Consider the following 18516-nt stretch of genomic DNA (forward strand, 5'->3'; position numbering starts at 1 on the left):
ACGTTGGCGACGGCAAGAAGACATGGAGTGGCGCACGCCGCTCTGCTTCGCGTTTGTACTGCCGGAGTCGTGCGTGTTGGCCACCTGCGTTTCACTTCGCATTGACATCAGCGCGTCGCGGCAGTGGCGAGCGCGTCGTATGCGTTATGCCGACAGGACCAGCACGTAATGGCGCTCGAGTCGATTCTTTCGCGGCTTGGCTCCACGGGCAGGTCGCGCAGCTATAGCGACCTGGTGTTGGTCGCCGGGGTGGTGGCGATCATCGGCCTGATGATCCTGCCGCTGCCGATGGTAGGCATCGATGCGCTGGTCGCCTTGAACATGCTGATCGGCGTGGGGCTGCTGCTGGTCGCCATCTATATTCCCGCGCCGGTGGCATTCTCCAGTTTCCCCAGCGTGCTGCTGCTGACCACGCTGTTCCGCCTGGCGCTGTCGATCGCGATTACCCGCTCGATTCTGCTCAATGCCGATGGCGGCCGCATCATCGATACCTTCGGCAACCTGGTGGTCGGCGGCAATTTGATTGTCGGCCTGGTTGTATTCCTGATCATCACCGTGGTGCAGTTCATCGTGGTGGCCAAGGGCGCCGAGCGCGTCGCCGAAGTAGCGGCGCGTTTCTCGCTGGATGCGATGCCGGGCAAGCAGTTGTCGATCGATTCGGACCTGCGCTCGGGCCTGCTGGAAAAAGACGAGGCACGCCGTCGGCGCCGCCTGCTGGAAGTGGAAAGCCAGCTGCACGGCTCGCTCGATGGCGCAATGAAGTTCGTCAAGGGCGATGCTATCGCCGGCATGGTGATCATCATCATCAATTTGCTGGGCGGCCTGGGCGTGGGTGTGCTGATGCACGACATGAGCCTGGACGATGCGATGCATACGTATAGCGTGCTGACCATCGGCGACGGGCTGGTGGCGCAGATCCCGGCCTTGCTGGCTTCAATTTCCGCCGGCCTGATCGTGACGCGTACCGCCGGTGACGAGGAGGATCGCAATCTCGGCGCGATTATCGCCAGGCAGATTTCCAACGAGCCGCGGGTGATGATGATCGTGGGCTGCATTGCGCTGGGCATGATGCTGGTGCCGGGCTTTCCGGCGCTGGTGTTTCTGCCGATCGGTGCATTGATGGTGGGCGTGGCCTCGTGGCGCATGCGCGAGCGGGTGGGCTTGTTGCGCAAGGTGTTCAAGGTGCCTGAGAGCCAGGCCGAGCTGCTGCCGCCGGATGTGGCCGATACCGATGCGCTGCTGCCGCCGCCGGCGTTGCTGCTGGAAGTGAACATGTCCGCGCTGCAGGCGCTGGGTAGTGCCCAGGTGCGCAATCTGTTTCGCCAGGTGGTAGGTGGCTTGCGCGAGGAATATGGCGTACCGCTGCCCAAGCCGGCCTTGCGTGCCGGACTGAACCTGCCCGAGCAAGGCTATGCGCTGTACGCCTACGGTGTGCGCATCGGTTTCGGCGTGCTGCAGTCCGAGGCGGTGTTCTTGCCGGGGCGTGCGGCCTTGCCCGCACAGACCCAGGGCGAGGGCGCGCTGGTGAAGGAAGGCAGCAGCAATTTCCCGGGACGTTGGGTGGCGCGCGACGGCAATCACGCGGCGCGTGCACTGGAGCCGCCGGAGATGCTGCGCGAACATATCCGGCTGGCGCTGGAACGGCATCTGTCGCTGTTCGTCGGCATCCAGGAAACGTCCAATCTCTCCAACGGCCTGAGCCGCGATTACCCGGACCTGGTGCGCGAGATGCTGCGCGTGGTGTCGCCGCAGCGCGTGGCCGACGTGCTGAAGCGGCTGGTGGAAGAACGCGTGCCGATCCGCCAGCTGCGCGATGTGTTCGAGGCGATTACCGACGCCGCCAGCCGCGAGAAAGACATCGTGCTGGTGGCCGAGCATGTGCGCATGTCGCTGCGCCGGCATATCAGCTACCGCTACGCCGACGACGAGCATGTGCTGCGCGTGCTGGTCGCGCGCCCCGAACTGGAAGAACGCCTGCGCCGCTCGGTGCACAACGGCCCGGCCGGTGCGCAGTTGGCGGTGGAGCCGGAACTGGCTGCGCGCCTGCTGGCGCAGATCGGCGATCACGCCGGCGGCGAGCATGGCGCGGCCTTCGTGATGCTCAGTTCCACCGACGTGCGCCGTCACCTGCGCAAGCTGACGGAAGCCGAATACGCCGACATACCCGTGCTCTCTTATCAGGAACTGGTGCCGGACCTGCGTCTGGTGCCGGTCGGACAACTGGCGGCGTGAGGCTGCCTTGGCTTGGAGCGGAACACTTTCATGATGCGACAAATCAGGGGTGGACGGAGTGCGGGACAGGGCCGGCGGGTGGTGATTCCACTCATGCTGCTAGGCCTGCTGTTGTGCGCGACGGCAGCGTTCGCGTCGCCGATTCCGTTCAAGAAAGGCATGGTGGAAATCCAGGCCGACAAGACCTTGCACGATTTTCTGCCAGACTTCTTCCACGACCAGGGCCTGGAAGTGGTGATGAGCCCGCAGGTGGCGGCGCGCTCGGGCACGCTCAATGGCGACTTCAAGGGCACTTATGCGCAGGTATGGCGCAAGCTCGCCGATAGCAACGGCTTGTTTGCGTACTGGGACGGTTCGGCGGTGTACGTGTACCTCAACACCGAGCGCCAGACCGACTACGCCAGCGTGCCGTTGCCGGTGGAACAACAGTTTCTCGCCGCCATGGCCAGTGTGAATTGGGCCGATGCGGCCAGCGGCGATATCTGGCGGCTGGAGCCGAGCACCGGCCTGGTGACGATTACCGGCAGCAAGCGTTTCGTCGAACAAGTGAAGCAGATGGCGCAGACCATCGCCGGCCTGGGCGTGAATCCCAGCATGCGCTTCAAGTTCTATCCGCTGAAATACGCGTGGGCCTCCGATACCACCATGACCGTCGGCAATCGCCAGGTGACGGTGCCGGGCGTGGCCACGGTGCTGCGCGAGCTGGTCGGCGAAGCCGGCTCCGATTCGTTCAGCGGTGCGCGCGAGCGCCTGCTGTCGGCGCGCCAGCAAGGGCTGCGCGGACAAGGGTTGGCCGGCATGGGCCAGCAGCCGCCACCGCCGCTGGGCGACTACACCGTGCCGGTGCAGAACAATGATGACCAGGGCGCCGCGAACGATCCGGCCTCCGCGCCGGTGGCGCAGAACAATGTGCAGGCCATCAATGGCCAAGGCGGCAGCCGCATCGTCGCCGACAGCTTCCGCAACGCGATCATCGTGCGCGACACCGCCGACCGCCTGCCGATGTACGACGAGCTGATCCGGCAACTGGATGTCGCGCCGCAGATGGTGGAGATCGAAGCGACCATCATCGATGTGGACAAACAGAGGGCGCGCTCGCTGGGCGTCAACTGGTTCTATCGCAATGCAGGCATCACTGCCGGCTTTACCAGCAACGGCCCGAATAATTCCCCAGCCAGCGACGCAACCAAGCTGGCGCTGGCCGCGGCGCTGGCCGGCGGCAAGAACGGCGAACTGCTGGGCCAGCTGGCCAGCCTGTTCGGCGGCGGCGGACAGCTCGGCACGATCCTGGGCGATCCCGGCCACTTCATCGCCAACGTGGATGCACTGGAAGCCGACGATGTGACGCATATCGTCACGCATCCGCAGGTGATTACCATGAACGACACCGAGGCGGTGATCCAGAGCAACCAGACCGTCTATGTGCCGGTATCCGGTGCCTACAACTCCGACCTGTACAACGTGGTGGCCGGTACGACGCTGCGCGTAACGCCGCATCTGGTGACGGACAGCACCGGCGTGCACATCCGCATGAACGTGCAGATTGACGACGGCAGCATCACCTACTCGCAAGCCGATTCGCAGGATGTGCAATATCCGATCGTCGCCAATAACTCGGTCAATACGCAGGCAGTGATCGAGGATGGGCAGGGCCTGCTGCTTGGTGGCCTGATCCAGGACAACGGCAGCAACACCACGCAGAAGATTCCGGTGCTCGGCGATATCCCGCTGATCGGCTATCTGTTCAAGACGGTGCAGAAGCAGCGCGAGCATATCGAGCGATTGTTCCTGATTACCCCGCGGCTGATTGCGCTCAATCGCATCAGCGGGCAGGAAACGCCCAGTTCGAACAAGGTGACGATCGAATCGCAGCAGCAGATCGACGACCAGGACACCAAGCGCATCGGCTTCGGCCGCTTCGATGGGCCGCCGCCGAGCGTGCAGCCGCAGGCATCGCCGGCGCCGGTAGCGCAGCCGGTGATCACCACCACCACGACCACTACCGTGCCCAGTGCACGCTAAACGAGGCAGCGTTTTCGCCGCAGTGCCATGAGCAGCCAGCCCGTCCATCGAACGCATAGCGTGGCGCCGCCGTCGCCACGCGTGCAGTTGCGCCTGCGCGTGTTCAGCGGCGTGCATGCGGGCGCGGAATTCCGTTTGCCCGAACGCGGCATCCTGATGATCGGCGCGGCGGACGATTGCGACCTGATCCTGGGCGATGCGGAGATTCGCGATCACCATTGCGTGCTGACCGTGGTCGGCGACCAGGTGCTGCTGCGTGCATTGAGCGGCGCGGTGTCCGCGCAGGACAGGACGGTGGCCGAAGGCGAGAACATCACGCTGGACCATTTCGCGATGGTGCAGCTGGGCCAGGTGCAGTTCGCGGTGGGACCGCACTGGAGCGAGCGCTGGCTGAGCCTGGACGAAGCGGCCGAGCATGGCGTTGCCGCCGCGGCGATGCAGCAACAACTGGCCAGCCGCCGCCGCGGCGTGCTGGCGATTACCGGCCTGCTGCTGGCGTTCGCGATCCTGGTATTGCTGGGCAGCTGGAAGGTCAGCCATCCGTCAGTGGTGCAGCCGCGCAGCGCGACCGAGCAGCTGGCGGCAGTGCGCACGATTCTGCATCAGATGTCGCTGCGCCATGTGGTGGCCGACGTGAGCGACGGCGACCGGCTGGTGGTGCATGGGGTAGTGGGCAATGCCGCGCAATTGCCGGAGCTGCGTGAAAAGCTTTCGCAGGCTGGCCTCACCACCGAATTGACCGTGCGCGACTGGCCCAGCGTGGCCAAGCAGGTGAAGGATATCTTCGCCATGCACGGCTATCCGGTGGAAACGCAGTTGCTGGACCAGGGCCTGATCGAAGTCGATGGCCATTTCGGCGACAACGACAACGCCGACAAGGTGAAGAAAGACGTGCTGGGTTCGACCGACATGCAGAACCTCAATAGCGATGTCGGCCTCAGCCTGGCGCTGCGCAACTACGACGAACACAAGCCTGCCGCACCCAAGCTGGATGAGGGCAAGCGCATTCTGCATGTCAACAGCGGCGATGACAGCTATGTGGTGACGCGCGACCAGTCGCGCTATTACCCGGGCAGCGCCTTGCCGGAAGGCGGCGTATTCGTCGGTGTGACGGCCGACGACAACGTCCTGCTGCGCATGCCCGACAACAGCTACATGCAGCTGGACAAGGAAGACAAATACACCGCGCCGCATCCGCTGGGCGATATGGATTCGGTCGACATGGCGCGGCTGATCCAGGCCGCGCCCAGCAGCAGCGCGCCGGCACCTGCCGCCAGCGCAGCGACATCCGCTGCCGCCGTGCCGACGCAAGCCACCCACCAACAACCCGCAGCGGAGGCGCCGGCCACCGCGCATCGTTGAAGACCGAGCAATTGTCGACGCGACCATGCCAGGCCGCTTCGATTCCCCCGGAGCCCGCCCATCCGTGAGGCCCCCTTCACCAGGCAGGAGACGACCATGAGCAGTGCGATCAATTCCACCGACAGCAACAGCCAGTTCCTCAACACCATGATCTCCAATGGTGCGGCATCGGCCGGCCAGACCACCGTCAGCACCGACCAGTCCAACAGCTGGTTCGAAGCCCTGGCCAAGGCCTGGGGCAATGCGCTCGACCAGCAAGCGAACAAGGTCACCGCCTTGTCCAACCAGGTCAGCGACGGCAGCGACGCCAGCGCCACCGGACAGACCGGCAGCACCGGTAGCAGCACCGCCAGCAGCGGTTCGGACAATCCTTCGGTGCTGACCCAGCTCACTGCGGAGAGCTTGAAGATGCAGTTCCTGTCGACCAGTGCATCGACCTCGACCAATGCCGTCGGGCAGGCGCTGAGCACGCTTGGCCAGAAGCAGTCGTAAGCGCAGTCATCAGGAGGTCTTCCCATGAACGTGCTTCCGACCCAGATGGTCAACGTCGCCGATTTCAACGCGACGCAAACCCCGGCGGCGCAGCCGCCGGCGCACGTCGACGACGTGGCCAAGTTCCGCCAGAGCTTCGCCGATGCCGCGCCAGCGAGTGTCAGCCAGGCCGAGCAGGTTACGCCGGTGCCGCAGGAGTTGTCGGCCGGCATCAAGGTGGTGTTGAACCAGTTCGATTCGCTCAACGGCCACGCCACCCAGCTGGGCAAGCTGGCCAATGAGATGAGCAGCAGCGCCAGCGACCTCAAGCCCGGGCAGATCATGGACATGACCATGCGCTGCCAGGAAATGGTGTTCCAGGCGGAGCTCACCTCGAACGTCGCCAATCGCAGTTCGGATGGCGTGCAGCAGTTGTTCCGCCAGCAATCCTGAGGTGGCCGCAATGGGTAAACGGACGATCTGGCGCATGGCAGCCCTGATGCTTGCATTGGGGCTGCTGGCCGGCTGTTCGCGCGAAGTCTTGTACAACAAGCTCGACGAGCAGCAGGCCAACGAGGTGGTTGCGGCCCTGCTCAACAACAACATCGATGCGGACAAGCGCCAGGCCGAACGCGGCGAGGGCTGGCAGGTGGTGCTGGATCGCCGCGACATGCCGGCCGCGGTGGCGGTGCTGCGCGATGAGGGACTGCCGCACCAGAGCACCGACAACATCAGCCAGATCTACAAGAAGGACGGCTTCGTGTCCTCGCCGCAAGAGGACAAGCAGCGCTTTATCTACGCCCGCGAGCAACAGCTGGGCCACACGCTGCGGCAGTTCGACGGCGTGGTCGATGCGTACGTGTACCTGTCGATTCCCGACAAGAGTCCGATCGACGACAAACCGCCCAGCGGCTCGGCCTCGGTGGTGATCATCACCCGCCCGAATGCCGGCATCGAAGGACGTGCGCCGGATATCAAGGCGGCAGTGATGAACGGCACCGACGGGCTGACCGATCCCAGTCGCGTCACCGTGCAGTTCTTCCAGCGCGCGCCGACCGAATTGCCGCAGGCGGCAGCCAGCGGCGGCTTCGCACGCAGCGATGTCACTTCGCTGGCGATGCTGGGCACTGCCGGGCTGGTATTGCTGCTGGCGATCGTGCTGTTGTGGCGCAATCGCGGCGCCTTGCTGGGTGGGCGTTCGCGTACGCTGACCCGCACGAGCATGTCGCATGAACGTTGAAAGCACGGTACGGCAGCGGCATGCGCGGGCGTTGCTCGATGCCACGCATGCGGCCTATTGCGGCGACCTGCCCGAGGCCTTGCTGCAACGGGCACGGCAGTCGCCGGCCGGCCGCCGGCATCTGGTGCGCGCGGCGTTGCGCCATGCGCCGGAGGTGTTTGCGCCGGAGCAGGAACGCTGGCAGTGCTTTGAAGACGCCGAGCCCTGGCTGCACTGGCCGCAGGCGCGGCTGCAGGCGTTTACCCAGGAGCTGGGTGCGATCGCCCTGGGGCCGGCCTTGCGCATGATCGTGGAACGCAGCGCCGTGCTGTTCGTGCGCGGTGCGCTGGGCACCGACCATTGGCAGCGCGCGCAGCGTGCCAACCCCTGGCCGGATGGCGCGCCGGAAGCGGTGCGGCATATGGGCGAAGCGGTGCTGCAGCGCTGCGGCTGCGATGCGCAGGCTTTGAACGCCGAGCTGTACGAGCGCGGCCAGATCGAATTTATCGGCCATGCCGAGCGCCAGCACCCGGACCTCGCGGCGCGCCTGGTATTGGCCTATGCCCAAGTGCCGGCGCGGCCGTGCAAAGTGGATACCTGGTTGCCGGCGTCGGCATTGTCTGCGTTGCTGGCGGCGCAGCAGGCGTTGGATGCGGCGGCCGCTGCGCTGGCCATGGCCGAGGAGGAGGGCAGCGTATGAACGCGCTGGTCACCGAGCGCGAACGCTTCCAGCTGTACGTCGATGCCGGCGTCATTCCGGCAGCGGCGTGGACCTCGCTGGACGAAGCGCAGCGCATCGTGGAACAGGCCAATGCCTTGCTGCGCCAGGCGGAAATCGAGCGCGAGCAGATCTTCGCCGAGGCGCGGCGCGACGGGCGCATCGAAGGGCGCGAAGCCGGCCTGCGCGAGTGCGCCGACGCCCTGCAGGCATTGGTCGAGGCACGCGCCGCGGCCACCGCGGAACTGCGCAAGCGCGCCGGCGATATCGCCATTGGCGTGGTCAAGCACATTGCACCGGCAATCGGCGCGGAGCGCATCGTTGCTTCGCTGGTGGCCGAGGCGATGCAGAAACTGGTATTCGAACCGCATCTGCTGGTACGCATCCATCCCGATGTAGTGGCGCAGGCACGCAGCGAAGTTTCTGCCTTGGGCGCGGCCGCTGCGCCGGATATTGAAATCATCGGCGATCCGAATCTGGACCGCTTCGACTGCATCATCGAATCGGCCGGCGGCATCGTGCGCGCGGGTTTCAACGAGCAGCTCGAACAGGCGCGGGTGATTCTGGCCGCCGCCGAAAAGAGCAGCGGAGGACGGCGTGAACGTCCGGACGCCTGAATCGCCCAGCGAGGAAAGCCTGCTGCCGCCGGGCGAGGATCCGCTGCTGCGCGCACTGAGCCGGCGCGACACCTTGCAGCACGTGGGCCGCGTGGCCGAAGCCTACGGCACCCTGGTGCGCGCCACCGGCGTGCGTGCGGCGATCGGTGAGCTGTGTTTGCTGGAGCAGGGCGATACGGGTTTCAGCATGCCGGCCGAAGTGGTCGGCGTATCGCAGCAGCAGACGCTGCTGACGCCGCTGGGGCCATTGGAAGGCATTTCCACCGCAACCACGGTGACGGCGACCGGCAAGCAGGCCACTGCGCCGGCCGGCCGCAGTTTGCTGGGCCGGGTGATCGATGCGCATGGCGAGCCGCTGGATGGGCTCGGCCCGCTGCTGGAGGTCGAGCGTGTGCCCTTGTACGCGGCCTCGCCGAATCCGTTCGCGCGGCAGACCATCGAACAGCCGCTGCCCACCGGCGTGCGTGCGATCGACGCGGCGCTGACCATCGGCCGCGGCCAGCGCACCGGCATTTTCGCGATGGCCGGCGGCGGCAAGAGCACCTTGCTCGGCATGCTGGCGCGCCACGCACAGTCGGACGTGAATGTGATTGTGCTGGTCGGCGAGCGCGGCCGCGAAGTGGGCGAGTTTCTGCACGACAGTCTCGGCGAGGAAGGGCTGCGGCGCAGCGTGCTGGTGGTTGCCACCTCGGATCGGCCGGCGCTGGAACGCAGTCGCGTGGCGTGGCTGGGTACGGCGATTGCCGAATATTTCCGCGATGCCGGCATGAACGTGCTGCTGATGATGGATTCGGTCACGCGCTTCGCGCGCGCCTTGCGCGACGTGGGCCTGGCGATGGGCGAGCCGCCGGCACGGCGCGGCTTTACGCCGTCGGTCTTTTCCGCGCTACCGCGCTTGTTCGAGCGCGCGGGCAATAACGACAAGGGTTCGATCACCGCCTTCTACACCGTGCTGATGGAAGACGAGGACGGCGGCGATCCGATTGCCGAGGAAGTGCGTTCGATCCTCGATGGGCATATCTATCTGTCGCGCCGCCTGGCGCAGGGCAGCCATTATCCGGCGATCGACGTGCTGGCCAGCGCCAGCCGCCTGATGCCGCGCGTAACCACCTCGACCCATCAGCGCGCGGCCGGCCTGCTGCGGCGCTATCTGGCCAAATACCGCGAGATCGAGATGCTGTTGCAACTGGGCGAATACAAACCGGGCGGTGACGCGGATGCCGATACGGCCATCGCGCGCATCGACGCCATCAACCAACTGCTGCGGCAGGACACGCATGAGCATGCCGATTTCAGTGCCACGCTGCAGCGCTTGAGTGGAGTCTGCACATGAGCGATGGCACCGGCAAATTTCCGCTTGAGCCGTTGTGCACGGTGCGTGGCATGCGCCTGCGCAAACTGGAGGCGGAACTGAAGGCCTGCCGTGCGCACTGGAGCGCTGCCGAACAGCAGCGCGCCGAAGCCGCCGAACGCTGCGCGCAGACCGTGCAGCAACGCCAGGACTTTGCCGCGCGTTCGTGGCGCGAGCTGTTCGAGCAGGGTGCGCCGACGGCCGAGGCGATGCGCCGGCACGAACATCATCTGGCCTTGCTTGATCAGCTTATCGCGCAATGCCAGGCCGAACTGGCCCAGCGCACGCGCGAACGCGACGACGCAGCCGCGGCGCTGGATCTTGCCGCCACCGCCTGGCAGCGCGCGCACCACAAGCTCGACGCGCTCGGCGAACTGAAACAGGAATGGCTGCGCCAGACGCGCAGCCGGCAGGCCCTGCACGAGGAGCATGGCCTGGAAGAACTGATGCTGCGCCAGACCCGATCACGCTGAGGTCGATATGCATATGCCATCTTCAACTACCCCATCGTCGAGTGCGCATCCCTTGGCCGGCCGGCATGGCGTGCGCGACAGCCATGCCAAGAGCGATGTAAACGGCGAGCACGAGAACGTGCAGCGGTTCCGCACGCTGATGAACGGCAAGCCGCAACGCTCGAACAGCGGCAACGGCGAAAGCGATACGGACGACGAGCAAAGCACGGTCGAGGTCAGCGTCGACGCCAGTAGCGATAGCGATAGCAGTGTCAGCGACAGCCAGTCCGCGCCGGACCAGGAGCAGGCGCTGCGCGACTTGCTGCAGCAGCAGTTGAATCAGGCCAGCGGCCCCTTGTCCGGTCCGGCGGCTCGCGACCAGGACAGCGGCGAGGATAGCGATGAGCAGGACGACCACCGTGACGACAGTCAGGCGGCGAACATCGGCATGCAGGCGCTGCATCTGGCCCAGCAGACGATGGTGCAGAACAGCCAGCAGCCGGCGGCGGCGACCCAGGCAGCGGCAGTGGCGCCGGCCCTGGCCGAATTGATCGAGCGGCATGTGAAGCAGTTGCTGGTACCCGATGCCACCAGCCGCAGCGCGGCGCATGCACGCGAAATCATGATCACGCTGAAAGACGGCCTGCTGCCCGGCACCGAATTGTGGCTGAGCCGCACCAGCGACGGCTGGAAGCTGCGCGCCGATACGCGCTCAAGCTCTGCTTATCGCAGTCTGCTCGAAGGGGCGCCGCAGCTGATCGAGCGCTTCGCGCAGAGCCGGCTCGGCACGCTGGAAGTGACCCCTACTTTGTTGGCTTGATGGTTCGCCCATGTCGGATTCGTTGTTGCAAGCAGTGGTCGGCAATCCCCTGGACCTGCTCGGCCTGGGCCAGCAAAACCATGGCATGACCCTGCTGTTTCCGCTGTCGCAAGGCAATACGGTGAACGACCTGGCGAATGTGCTGAATGTGCCGGTCGATGCGATTCTGGCAGTGAATCCGGGGCTGCAGGCGAACAGTCCGCTGAGCCTCAGCCAGGTGGTCGGATTGCCGGACGGGCATGTCGAGCAGATCATGCAGAGCGTGAGTCTGGTCGGCAATCGTGCCTACCTGCCCAGCGCGCCGTCGCCATCACCTTCGGATCAGCCGCCGCAGAGCAACCCGGCACCGGTGGTGCAGCTGTCGAACCAGGGTATCGAGCTGGTGTTGCCGGCGACACGCTCCGCCACGCTCGCCTTCGATGTGCTGAGCATGCCGCAGGCGCAGGTATCGCTCAGCGTCGGCGCGGAGCAGCAGGATGGTTGGACGGTAAGCATCATTCCCGCTGCACCGGTAGTGAGTGCGCCGATCAGTGTGCCGGCGCCTGCTCCGGTGCCGGTATCGTCCCAGCCGGTTGCTGCTGCGCCGGCACCGGTGGCACAGCCGGAACCGGCTGCTGTGCCGGTAACGCCAGCTGTAAATCTCGATCCCGATCGCGTTGCGGCGGCATCGCCCGGTCAGTTTTCGTATGTAGGTGTCAACAATGCCGGGCAGGGCACGAATGCTGTCGCCGGTAACGCGCCGTACCGCCAGCGCAATCCTTCTTCGGATATCCCGCCACCGCCGATCGATCCCAGCCGCTTTGCCGGGCCAGTCGCGAATACGGCGGTATCGAGTAACACCATCGGTGTGATGCCGCCGGTGGCGATCAACTCCGTGCTGCCGGCCGATGGCCGTCCGCTGACGCTGCAGATGATGGCGTTGATGCTGGCGGCGCAATCAGCTGGGTCGATCGCACCCGCCGGAGCAGCGCCTGCGCAGGTAACGCCGTTTATCGATCCGCAGGCGCTGGCCGCCATTGCTGTCAATCTTGGCGGCACACGGGTGGTCGATCTCGGTGCCGGGCGCAGCATGGAATTTTCGCTGGTGAATGATCGCTTGCGTCGTGTCGATCCGATCGGTGAAGAAGATCGGCCGAGTGCGCGGCGTACCGGCGATGGGCTGGATGAAGTGCGCGTCAGCCCGGCGGAGAAGGAGCAGGCCGAGCAGACCGACGAGCAGCGCGAGCAGGGGCGTCGACGTCGTGCGGCCATTGCGGCGATGCGTCGGCGGCGGCGGGCGCGTACGCGGCGGTGTCGGTATTGGCGTGGTGCGCGGAGTGAGCTGCGTGCGGGTGCGCGGGGTTATCCGAAGCAGGTGGATCTGGCGGAGTTTCGCAGTCGGCAGGTGCCGCGTTATATGTGGACTGCCGGCAAGCCGTAGGTTGGGTTATCCCGGACTTGATCCGGGGGTAACCCAACGATATCGCTACGAAGACAGATCGTTGGGTTACGCTGCGCTAACCCAACCTACGTGGTGTGCGGTTTTATCCGAGTTCGCCGATGTATTGCTGCGTCTGGTCGGCGGACAGCACGCCTGCGCTCTGCGCGTTTTGCAGCGCCGACGTCGCCGCTTGCGGCCAGCCGTTGTACGCATACGCGTTGCCCATCTGCTCCACCCACGCATCGAGCGAGCCGTTGTTCTTCATGATGCTGATGATCTCGGCCTGATACGCCGCGTTGTGGTTGCTCTTGAGCAGGTTGCCGATTTGCGCCGGCTGCATGCTGCCGCTGGATTGCGCCAGTTCGTAGTCGTAGTCGGCCTGGCGCCGCGCATCGCCGTCGGGACTGAATACCTCGGGCGAGTGGCTTTGCACATAAGCCTTGGCGTGGGCGAAGCCGCCGCCGCCGATCAGGTTGACGAGGTTGGCGGTATGGCTCAGCGGCATGGCGGGGTTGTTGGCGGGCGAGCTGTTCTGGGCGAAGAACAGGTTGAGGTAATTCGGATTGTCCTGCTGCAGCGCGGAGAGAAAGCCGTTCGCATCGGCCGGCTTGATCTGGCAAGCCTTCAGTACATTGATCAGGCCTTGCGTATACGCGCTGCCCTGGCCGAAGGCTTCCGGGTGCGCGACCAGAATGTCCTGCGCCTGTTGCGCATTGAGGCCCAGCTGCGAGGCGAAGGCGTTGATCGCGCCGCCGTCCTTGGCCATGGCTTCGGCTTCTTCCTTGTCGCTGATCCCCGCTGCCTGCAGGTATTTCACCTGCTCTTCCTGGAATTCCTGCTGTTCCTTGTTGCCGACCAGGATATGGCCGACCAGCTCGAATGGCGCGGAGATCAGCGTGCCGATGCCACTGACCACTTCGCCTGCCACGGCGGCAGGCGGAAAGTTCTCCATGAAACTGCCCATCACCGACAGCACGTCGCCGGCGATGGCCAGCGCATACATGGCGCCGCCGGCACTGCCGGTATTGTTCTTTGCTTCCTGCAGATCGGAGGCGAAGGCACTGGTGCTAGCGACCATCGCCAGGCCGGGCACGAAGCGTGAGCCAAGCCGTGCCATCGCTTCGGCAGAGGCGTTGAAGGCGCCGAACTTGCCGGCATCGGCCATTACCTGCAGCACGCCGGTGCCGACTTCGGACACATCGCCGCCGGCCATCGAGAACGCGTTGATGGTTTCGTTGATCTGCTCGGCGTTGGCGCCGTTGATGCTGTCGACGGTGATCGCGGCCACCGCCCAGGCTTTGCCGGAGGCGCCCATGGCCTTGTAGCCCTCGGCGAAATTGGCCGGCGTAAACGCCTTGGTATCGCCATTGGCCAGCGCTTCGAAACCTTCCTTCACCTGGTTCCAGCCGTTGCGGCCCTTGAACACCGGATCGGCCAGTTCCAATAGTTCGCTGGCGGCGGACTTGGTATCGCCGTTGTGCTCGACCAGCAATTCGCCTTCTGCCGCTTTCACCGCGTCGGGCAGGAAGCTGCTCTGGTAGTCGGAGAATTTGCCGAAGGCCTTGGATGCGGCGGCATCGTTCTGCACATAGCCAGCAAATTGCAGCGCGACCTTGCCCTGGCCCGACTGCACCAGATCCTGCATGCAGCTGTAGAGCTGCTGCGCGGCGGCCTGGTTGTGGCCGGCCGCGTACAGCAGGGCCGACTGGTTGTTCTGCATATAGGTGGCCAGCGTCTTTGCCGCCGTGGCGTCGGCCTGGTAGACCTTGGCGTTGTCCGGATCGCTGCGATACGCCTTGATAAAGGCCTGCTGCTGCGCATAGGTGAGCGGGCCGGACTGGGCCAGCAATTGCGCCAGGGTCTTGTCTTTGTCTTCGGCGGCGCTGTGCGCGGCGTCGTAGGCCTTGAGCGGACTGTTGCCGTTGTTGGCGAGGTAATCCTGCACACCTTGCGCGCCTGCATCGAAGGCATCCTTGGCGGCACTGCTCTGACCGCGTGCCTGCAGCGCATTGCCGAATGCGATGGCGAAGTTCGGATTGCCGGCCGCGCCGAAACCGGGGCTGTCGAGAATGCTGTTTTCCAGTTCGCTGGTGGTGCCGCCGCGGGTAAGAAAGCCGACGCTGCCGAGATTGCCTGCATAGGCATCGGCGACCTGCTGCACCACGGCGTTGGCGTTATCGCTGCTGCCCAGGTTGGCCAGCACGCTTTGCACGCTGTCGAACGGCACCATGCTGCCGGCGTAGCCGAGCTGCAGCTGCGCGATCTTCTGCAGGGTCGGCATGCTGGCCTGGGTGACCGCGGTGGCGAGTTCTGGCGACAGGCCGGTGGTGGCGGTTTCCAGCTGATTGGCGGCGGCGGTGGCCTGGTCCTGGGCGTAATACACAGCGTCCGGCTTGACCTGCGCATACGGCTGCGCCACTTGGTTGGCCTCGGCCTGGATCCAGCTTTTTACCTGTGCGTCGGCCAATACCTGGTCGACCACGTTTTGCGGCTGGCCTTGCAGCTGCTTGCTCAGGCTTTGCAGTTTGTCCTGCGCGCTACCACTGCCGGGCACAGCGGCGATCAGTGTGCTGGCCTTGTTCTGCAGTTGATAATTGCTGACGCAGGTAGTGACCGCGGCTTGCGTGTCCGGATCGCTGGCATAGCGCTGGGCAATCGACTGGCCGAAGCTGGCGATCAGCTGGTCGGTGGGCGTGCGGAATTGCGGCGGCACGCCATTGTTGCGATTGGCGATCTCGCCGGCGATCTCATGCTGGATCGCGGTATCCATTGTCTGCTGTGCACTATTGACCGACGCGGCATTGTCTTCAGAAATCTCGGTGCGAATGCCCATATTGTGCGGCGCATTCTGCAGTGCCTGCTTGGCTTGGGCGACAGCGGTCTTGTAGGCGCCGACCGCCGCATCGGTTTGCTGTTGCAGCGACTGGTTCGACGGCAGCTGCTGTTTGGGCGGCGGCGGTACCGCATTGGGCGGCAGCGTAAGCGTCTGCCCTTCGCTCAGCGTGGTGCCGACGGCGATGCCGTTGGCGCGCGCCAGTTCTTCCGGTGTCACGCTGTAGCTTTGCGCAATGCTCTGCACGGTGTCGTGCGGCTGCACTTGATAGGTGCTTGGCGTGGGTTGCGGCGGCGGAACGTAGGCGGCGGAAGAGCCGGGAGAAACAGGAAACATGGAAACCTCTGCGGGGGTAAGAGAGCCTTGCGTGCGCTGCGTGCAGTCGTCAGCGGCGGCGTGCTACCAGTTCCACGGCAGCGCGTCTTTGGCGTGGCTGCCGACCCAGTCCGCCGCCTTTCTGGTCGCGTTGACGCCGGTGGTGATCGCGCCGCCGAAAAATTCCACTGCGCCCTGCTGCAGATGGCCGGCTACTTCAATGCCACCTTGCGCGAGGCCGCCGGCCACGGTGATGGTCTTGTCGCTGACCGTGCCGAGCGTGCGCATTGCATTGCCGGCCCAGTGGCCCGGTTTGCCGAGATGATCGAGCGCGCTGCCGGCCGCATCGAAGGTGCTGGACGCCGCGCCGCCGGCCTTGTCGGCCACCGTGCCCACCGCATTGGCGGCGGTGTTGCTGGCGTTGCCGTAGAAGCCGGCAATGCGCGAGGTGATGCTGGTGTCGCGCAGGTAGTTGCCGTTGTGATTCCACGGCTGGTCGTTCTGCAGGGCATCGATCACCGAATTCATCAGGTGATCGCGCACGCCGCTGACGGTGTCGGTGATCAGGTTCAGGCCGGGCGCTTCCAGATACCAGGCTGGTTTGTTCGGATCGCGCAACTGGATTTCATGGCCCAGCGCCTGCGGAATCAATCCGCGTGCCGCGCCGGTCTGCTGTTCGCCGGTAAGGATGTCGCCCTGCACGGCGTAGCGGCGGACCAGGCCGTCGCTGGCGGCCTGCTTCATCGCGGCGACATTGCCTTCCGGAGCCAGGCGCTGCAGCGTCGCATCGTTCACGCCAGCGGCGTTGAAGGTGACTGCGGGCGTGTCGGTGATTACCGAAGCGGTGGACGCCAGACCGCCGCCCAGCGAGTGGCCGGTGAGCACCAGGTTGTCGCCGAAGGCCGCCTTGGCCTTGGTGGCCAGCGCCGTCGCTTCGTCGTATTGCGCAGTATTCAGGCCCAGTGCCTGGGTGGCATCGGCCTTCCAGTCCTGGGCGCCGGAGGTGCCTTTGAAAGCGAGCACGTAATCGCCCTTGCCGTCCTGGTAGAGCGCGGCGCGGAAGCCGGTGGAGGTGTCGTTCAAAGACGCCGGATCGATATCGGCCGCTTCCAGCTGTGCATCGCTCAGGCGCGTCCAGCCATCGATATTCTTGTTGTCGAGGTTGTAGGAATCCTGCGCCAGCTTGGCCAGGTCCAGATCGATCGGCTTGGCATCCTGGCCTTCCACCTGCTGCGCAAAGCCGGGTGCCTGTTTGGTCTGGAAACTGGCCAGTTGTACGGCTTGCGCGTTGTAGGCGAGCTGCGGCGTGGAGCTGTGCTGGTCGGCGCTGGCGACGGCTGCGCTGGAACTGGCTTCGTCTTCGGCCGGCGCGATGGCCGTATCGGTGAACTGGCGTCGACTGATGCTGGCGTCCAGAAACATGACAAGCCTCCCATGCGATACCTGGGAACCTTAGCGGGCGGGATCGAGGGGAACAGCTAGGGCTTTCCCTGGGCTAGGGACAGCCCTAGGGATACGCAGGGGGAGGCAGGCTGCATGGCTGCGAGGATGTTCATGTATTCGATAAACCGTCGTCCCGGTACAGGCCGGGATTCAGCGACTTCGCTGAGTGAAAGACACTGGGTCCCGGCCTGCGCCGGGATGACGGTGGGGGGCTCTGTCAGTTTGTGGTTGACGGTCTGGCGGCGGTGGGACAGCGATGCGGCTTAATGCACGCCTTCCTCCACCGCCACCTGATGCTGCCGCAACCACTGATGCACCGCTTCATGCTGTGCCTGCGCCGCAGGATTGAGTCCGCCGGCAGGAAGAATATTGAAATAGGTCTGGAAGGTATCGCCGTGCTTGTTGCGCCGGCTGGGATCGGCACCGGCCTTGAGCAGCGCCAGCACGCATTGCGGCTTGTGCACCTGCGCGGCGACATGCAGCGGCGTGTCGCCCAGGCGATCGGGGCGATTCGGATCGGCGTGATGCGCCAGCAACAAGTCAAATGCGTCGTTCTGCGGATTCATCAGCGCCGCATCGATCGGCGGCGCCTGGGTGACGCCGTGTGGCGCATTGGGATCGGCGCCATGGTCGAGCAGCAGTTTCAGATAACTGACGTCGTTGGCCTTGGCCGCAAGATGCAGCACGGTATCGCCGCCCAGACCCGGCTGCGAGGCCTGGGCGCCGGCATCGAGCAGGGCGCTCATGGCCGGCTTGCTTTGCCGCAGCAGCGCCCATTCCAGCAAGGTGACATCGTCCTTGCCCTGCGCATCGGGATTGGCGCCTTCCGCCACCATGGCGCGTACCCGCGCACCGTCGCCGCCCAGCGCGGCGTTGGCCAGCGCAATGGTCTTGGCCTCGGAGAACACATTGCTTGCGTCGGCATTGCTCATGGCTTCTCTCCCGGCGGTGCTTGTCGCCACCATCAAACCTGCCAGCAGCATACATAGGCCATAGCTGCACTTTTGTATAAGTCGCATCGGGTCCATTCCACACGGGACGCAAGGGCCGCACGTTCACATCTCAATGACGTGGGTGAACGGCCGCTGCCTACGATAACGGCCGCCTTTGACCGGACCATCTAGGGACAACCCTAGATAAGACGGCGTGATGGCGCAGCCTGGGTCCGCGCAGCCTAACCCAACCCAGCCATCGAATGGCTTGAACAGATTGGACTGCGCCAACCCGGGCGTGCGTCGCGG

Annotated in this window: 15 protein-coding genes; 12 read left to right on the forward strand and 3 right to left on the reverse strand. The window is 65.1% G+C overall.

The window, feature by feature from the left end:
- Positions 1-168 precede the first annotated feature (168 nt).
- The 12 genes from sctV to IGX34_RS13690 all read left to right on the forward strand — a co-directional run bounded on the left by sctV (position 169) and on the right by IGX34_RS13690 (position 12684).
- Positions 169-2232, forward strand: a complete 2064-nt coding sequence (gene sctV / locus IGX34_RS13635; RefSeq protein WP_192556276.1) for a type III secretion system export apparatus subunit SctV — start codon at positions 169-171, stop codon at positions 2230-2232.
- Between the two features lie 93 nt (positions 2233-2325).
- Entirely contained in the window at positions 2326-4254 is a 1929-nt protein-coding gene (sctC, locus tag IGX34_RS13640; RefSeq protein ID WP_192556277.1) for a type III secretion system outer membrane ring subunit SctC, read from the forward strand.
- A 27-nt stretch (positions 4255-4281) separates the two neighbouring features.
- Positions 4282-5616 (forward strand): FHA domain-containing protein, encoded by a 1335-nt coding sequence (locus IGX34_RS13645; RefSeq protein WP_192556278.1) that lies wholly within the window; start codon positions 4282-4284, stop codon positions 5614-5616.
- Positions 5617-5712: 96 nt separating this feature from the next.
- Positions 5713-6108, forward strand: coding sequence for a hypothetical protein (locus IGX34_RS13650; RefSeq protein ID WP_225737457.1), 396 nt, complete (start codon positions 5713-5715; stop codon positions 6106-6108).
- A 24-nt stretch (positions 6109-6132) separates the two neighbouring features.
- Positions 6133-6540, forward strand: coding sequence for a hypothetical protein (locus IGX34_RS13655; RefSeq protein ID WP_192556279.1), 408 nt, complete (start codon positions 6133-6135; stop codon positions 6538-6540).
- 34 nt (positions 6541-6574) lie between these two features.
- Positions 6575-7327, forward strand: coding sequence for a type III secretion system inner membrane ring lipoprotein SctJ (sctJ, locus tag IGX34_RS13660; protein WP_192556280.1), 753 nt, complete (start codon positions 6575-6577; stop codon positions 7325-7327).
- Positions 7317-8006 carry a hypothetical protein gene (locus IGX34_RS13665; protein WP_192556281.1) on the forward strand — a complete coding sequence of 230 codons (690 nt, stop codon included), beginning with the start codon at positions 7317-7319 and terminating at the stop codon, positions 8004-8006. Before sctJ ends, IGX34_RS13665 begins: the two co-directional genes overlap by 11 nt.
- Positions 8003-8641: a FliH/SctL family protein gene (locus IGX34_RS13670; protein ID WP_192556282.1), complete on the forward strand. Its 639-nt coding sequence runs from the start codon at positions 8003-8005 to the stop codon at positions 8639-8641. Before IGX34_RS13665 ends, IGX34_RS13670 begins: the two co-directional genes overlap by 4 nt.
- A gap of 22 nt (positions 8642-8663) precedes the next feature.
- Entirely contained in the window at positions 8664-9974 is a 1311-nt protein-coding gene (locus IGX34_RS13675) for a FliI/YscN family ATPase (RefSeq protein WP_425598798.1), read from the forward strand.
- Positions 9971-10465 (forward strand): hypothetical protein, encoded by a 495-nt coding sequence (locus tag IGX34_RS13680; RefSeq protein WP_192556283.1) that lies wholly within the window; start codon positions 9971-9973, stop codon positions 10463-10465. The genes IGX34_RS13675 and IGX34_RS13680 overlap by 4 nt, the downstream gene beginning before the upstream one ends.
- Before the next feature lie 13 nt (positions 10466-10478).
- The gene (locus IGX34_RS13685; RefSeq protein WP_192556284.1) at positions 10479-11264 is read left to right on the forward strand and encodes a type III secretion HpaP family protein; all 786 of its coding nucleotides are present in this window, start codon (positions 10479-10481) and stop codon (positions 11262-11264) included.
- A 10-nt stretch (positions 11265-11274) separates the two neighbouring features.
- Positions 11275-12684: a hypothetical protein gene (locus IGX34_RS13690; protein WP_192556285.1), complete on the forward strand. Its 1410-nt coding sequence runs from the start codon at positions 11275-11277 to the stop codon at positions 12682-12684.
- A gap of 103 nt (positions 12685-12787) precedes the next feature.
- Here the strand turns inward: IGX34_RS13690 and IGX34_RS13695 are convergent, their stop codons facing one another.
- The 3 genes from IGX34_RS13695 to IGX34_RS13705 form a co-directional block, all read right to left on the reverse strand.
- A complete protein-coding gene (locus IGX34_RS13695) occupies positions 12788-15853 on the reverse strand; it encodes a LysM peptidoglycan-binding domain-containing protein (protein ID WP_192556286.1) in 3066 nt (1021 codons plus the stop codon).
- Positions 15854-15916: 63 nt separating this feature from the next.
- Positions 15917-17254 (reverse strand): Tle-like phospholipase domain-containing protein, encoded by a 1338-nt coding sequence (locus IGX34_RS13700; RefSeq protein ID WP_192556287.1) that lies wholly within the window; start codon positions 17252-17254, stop codon positions 15917-15919.
- A gap of 284 nt (positions 17255-17538) precedes the next feature.
- The gene (locus IGX34_RS13705) at positions 17539-18207 is read right to left on the reverse strand and encodes an ankyrin repeat domain-containing protein (protein ID WP_192556288.1); all 669 of its coding nucleotides are present in this window, start codon (positions 18205-18207) and stop codon (positions 17539-17541) included.
- Positions 18208-18516: the final 309 nt, after the last annotated feature.

It is taken from the genome of Dyella acidiphila, assembly GCF_014863405.1.
In the GTDB taxonomy this organism is placed as follows: domain Bacteria; phylum Pseudomonadota; class Gammaproteobacteria; order Xanthomonadales; family Rhodanobacteraceae; genus Dyella_B; species Dyella_B acidiphila.

Excerpts from the sequence above, each read along its gene's own strand:
- IGX34_RS13645 (WP_192556278.1), top strand. The coding sequence starts at position 4,282 with ATGAGCAGCCAGCCCGTCCATCGAACGCATAGCGTGGCGCCGCCGTCG.
- IGX34_RS13705 (WP_192556288.1), bottom strand. The coding sequence starts at position 18,207 with ATGAGCAATGCCGACGCAAGCAATGTGTTCTCCGAGGCCAAGACCATT.
- IGX34_RS13690 (WP_192556285.1), top strand. The coding sequence starts at position 11,275 with ATGTCGGATTCGTTGTTGCAAGCAGTGGTCGGCAATCCCCTGGACCTG.
- IGX34_RS13680 (WP_192556283.1), top strand. The coding sequence starts at position 9,971 with ATGAGCGATGGCACCGGCAAATTTCCGCTTGAGCCGTTGTGCACGGTG.
- sctV (WP_192556276.1), top strand. The coding sequence starts at position 169 with ATGGCGCTCGAGTCGATTCTTTCGCGGCTTGGCTCCACGGGCAGGTCG.
- IGX34_RS13695 (WP_192556286.1), bottom strand. The coding sequence starts at position 15,853 with ATGTTTCCTGTTTCTCCCGGCTCTTCCGCCGCCTACGTTCCGCCGCCG.
- sctC (WP_192556277.1), top strand. The coding sequence starts at position 2,326 with ATGCTGCTAGGCCTGCTGTTGTGCGCGACGGCAGCGTTCGCGTCGCCG.
- IGX34_RS13685 (WP_192556284.1), top strand. The coding sequence starts at position 10,479 with ATGCCATCTTCAACTACCCCATCGTCGAGTGCGCATCCCTTGGCCGGC.
- IGX34_RS13665 (WP_192556281.1), top strand. The coding sequence starts at position 7,317 with ATGAACGTTGAAAGCACGGTACGGCAGCGGCATGCGCGGGCGTTGCTC.
- IGX34_RS13655 (WP_192556279.1), top strand. The coding sequence starts at position 6,133 with ATGAACGTGCTTCCGACCCAGATGGTCAACGTCGCCGATTTCAACGCG.
- IGX34_RS13670 (WP_192556282.1), top strand. The coding sequence starts at position 8,003 with ATGAACGCGCTGGTCACCGAGCGCGAACGCTTCCAGCTGTACGTCGAT.
- IGX34_RS13700 (WP_192556287.1), bottom strand. The coding sequence starts at position 17,254 with ATGTTTCTGGACGCCAGCATCAGTCGACGCCAGTTCACCGATACGGCC.
- IGX34_RS13650 (WP_225737457.1), top strand. The coding sequence starts at position 5,713 with ATGAGCAGTGCGATCAATTCCACCGACAGCAACAGCCAGTTCCTCAAC.
- sctJ (WP_192556280.1), top strand. The coding sequence starts at position 6,575 with ATGGCAGCCCTGATGCTTGCATTGGGGCTGCTGGCCGGCTGTTCGCGC.